Here is a 2,599-nt window from a genome sequence, read left to right as displayed (position 1 = left end):
GAGGGAAAGGTGAAAAGCACCCCGGGAGGGGAGTGAAATAGAACCTGAAACCGTGTGCCTACAACAAGTTCGAGCCCGTTAATGGGTGAGAGCGTGCCTTTTGTAGAATGAACCGGCGAGTTACGATATGATGCGAGGTTAAGTTGAAGAGACGGAGCCGTAGGGAAACCGAGTCTGAAAAGGGCGCTTTAGTATTATGTCGTAGACCCGAAACCATGTGACCTACCCATGAGCAGGTTGAAGGTGCGGTAAGACGCACTGGAGGACCGAACCAGGGCACGTTGAAAAGTGCTTGGATGACTTGTGGGTAGCGGAGAAATTCCAAACGAACTTGGAGATAGCTGGTTCTCTCCGAAATAGCTTTAGGGCTAGCGTCGACATTAGAGATTCTTGGAGGTAGAGCACTGTTTGGGTGAGGGGTCCATCCCGGATTACCAATCTCAGATAAACTCCGAATGCCAATGAATTATGGTCGGCAGTCAGACTGCGAGTGCTAAGATCCGTAGTCGAAAGGGAAACAGCCCAGACCACCAGCTAAGGTCCCAAAATAATTGTTAAGTGGAAAAGGATGTGGGGTTGCACAGACAACTAGGATGTTAGCTTAGAAGCAGCTATTCATTCAAAGAGTGCGTAATAGCTCACTAGTCGAGTGACCCTGCGCCGAAAATGTACCGGGGCTAAAACAATTTACCGAAGCTGTGGATACCTTTATAGGTATGGTAGGAGAGCGTTCTATGTGTGAAGAAGGTGTACCGTGAGGAGTGCTGGAACGCATAGAAGTGAGAATGCCGGTATGAGTAGCGAAAGACAGGTGAGAATCCTGTCCACCGTAAGACTAAGGTTTCCAGGGGAAGGCTCGTCCGCCCTGGGTTAGTCGGGACCTAAGGAGAGACCGAAAGGTGTATCCGATGGACAACAGGTTGATATTCCTGTACTAGAGTATGTAGTGATGGAGGGACGCAGTAGGCTAACTAAAGCAGACGATTGGAAGTGTCTGTCTAAGCAGTGAGGTGTGAATTGAGTTAAATGCTTAGTTCTATAACATTGAGCTGTGATGGGGAGCGAAGTTTAGTAGCGAAGTTAGTGACGTCACACTGCCAAGAAAAGCTTCTAGCGTTTAAACATACTCTACCCGTACCGCAAACCGACACAGGTAGTCGAGGCGAGTAGCCTCAGGTGAGCGAGAGAACTCTCGTTAAGGAACTCGGCAAAATGACCCCGTAACTTCGGGAGAAGGGGTGCTGACGTATGTCAGCCGCAGTGAATAGGCCCAAGCAACTGTTTATCAAAAACACAGCTCTCTGCTAAATCGTAAGATGATGTATAGGGGGTGACGCCTGCCCGGTGCTGGAAGGTTAAGAGGAGTGCTTAGCGTAAGCGAAGGTATGAATTGAAGCCCCAGTAAACGGCGGCCGTAACTATAACGGTCCTAAGGTAGCGAAATTCCTTGTCGGGTAAGTTCCGACCCGCACGAAAGGCGTAATGATTTGGGCACTGTCTCAACGAGAGACTCGGTGAAATTTTAGTACCTGTGAAGATGCAGGTTACCCGCGACAGGACGGAAAGACCCCATGGAGCTTTACTGCAGTTTGATATTGAGTGTCTGTACCACATGTACAGGATAGGTAGGAGTCTAAGAGATCGGGACGCCAGTTTCGAAGGAGACGCTGTTGGGATACTACCCTTGTGTTATGGCCACTCTAACCCAGATAGGTGATCCCTATCGGAGACAGTGTCTGACGGGCAGTTTGACTGGGGCGGTCGCCTCCTAAAAGGTAACGGAGGCGCCCAAAGGTTCCCTCAGAATGGTTGGAAATCATTCGCAGAGTGTAAAGGTATAAGGGAGCTTGACTGCGAGAGCTACAACTCGAGCAGGGACGAAAGTCGGGCTTAGTGATCCGGTGGTTCCGTATGGAAGGGCCATCGCTCAACGGATAAAAGCTACCCTGGGGATAACAGGCTTATCTCCCCCAAGAGTTCACATCGACGGGGAGGTTTGGCACCTCGATGTCGGCTCGTCGCATCCTGGGGCTGTAGTCGGTCCCAAGGGTTGGGCTGTTCGCCCATTAAAGCGGCACGCGAGCTGGGTTCAGAACGTCGTGAGACAGTTCGGTCCCTATCCGTCGCGGGCGTAGGAAATTTGAGAGGATCTGCTCCTAGTACGAGAGGACCAGAGTGGACTTACCGCTGGTGTACCAGTTGTCTTGCCAAAGGCATCGCTGGGTAGCTATGTAGGGAAGGGATAAACGCTGAAAGCATCTAAGTGTGAAACCCACCTCAAGATGAGATTTCCCATGATTTTATATCAGTAAGAGCCCTGAGAGATGATCAGGTAGATAGGTTAGAAGTGGAAGTGTGGCGACACATGTAGCGGACTAATACTAATAGCTCGAGGACTTATCCAAAGTAACTGAGAATACGAAGTGTTAAGGTTTTCTTGAAATTTGATAGATATTCAATTTTGAGTATGTATTACTCAAAGTTAAGTGACGATAGCCTAGGAGATACACCTGTACCCATGCCGAACACAGAAGTTAAGCCCTAGAACGCCGGAAGTAGTTGGGGGTTGCCCCCTGTGAGATAAGGAAGTCGCTTAGCT

At 49.6% G+C, this 2,599-nt stretch carries 2 rRNA genes; both read left to right on the top strand.

The annotated features are described in order from the left end of the window. Positions 1 to 2,405: ribosomal RNA gene (locus HMPREF2619_RS01175) — 23S ribosomal RNA — on the top strand; the annotation flags it as partial. A gap of 77 nt (positions 2,406 to 2,482) precedes the next feature. After that, positions 2,483 to 2,598: ribosomal RNA gene (rrf, locus tag HMPREF2619_RS01170) — 5S ribosomal RNA — on the top strand. Position 2,599 lies beyond the last annotated feature (1 nt).

The organism is Streptococcus sp. HMSC074B11 (assembly GCF_001808705.1).
GTDB lineage: Bacteria > Bacillota > Bacilli > Lactobacillales > Streptococcaceae > Streptococcus.
Note: the sequence above shows the minus strand (reverse complement) of the source record. Positions and strands in the feature narration are given on the sequence as shown.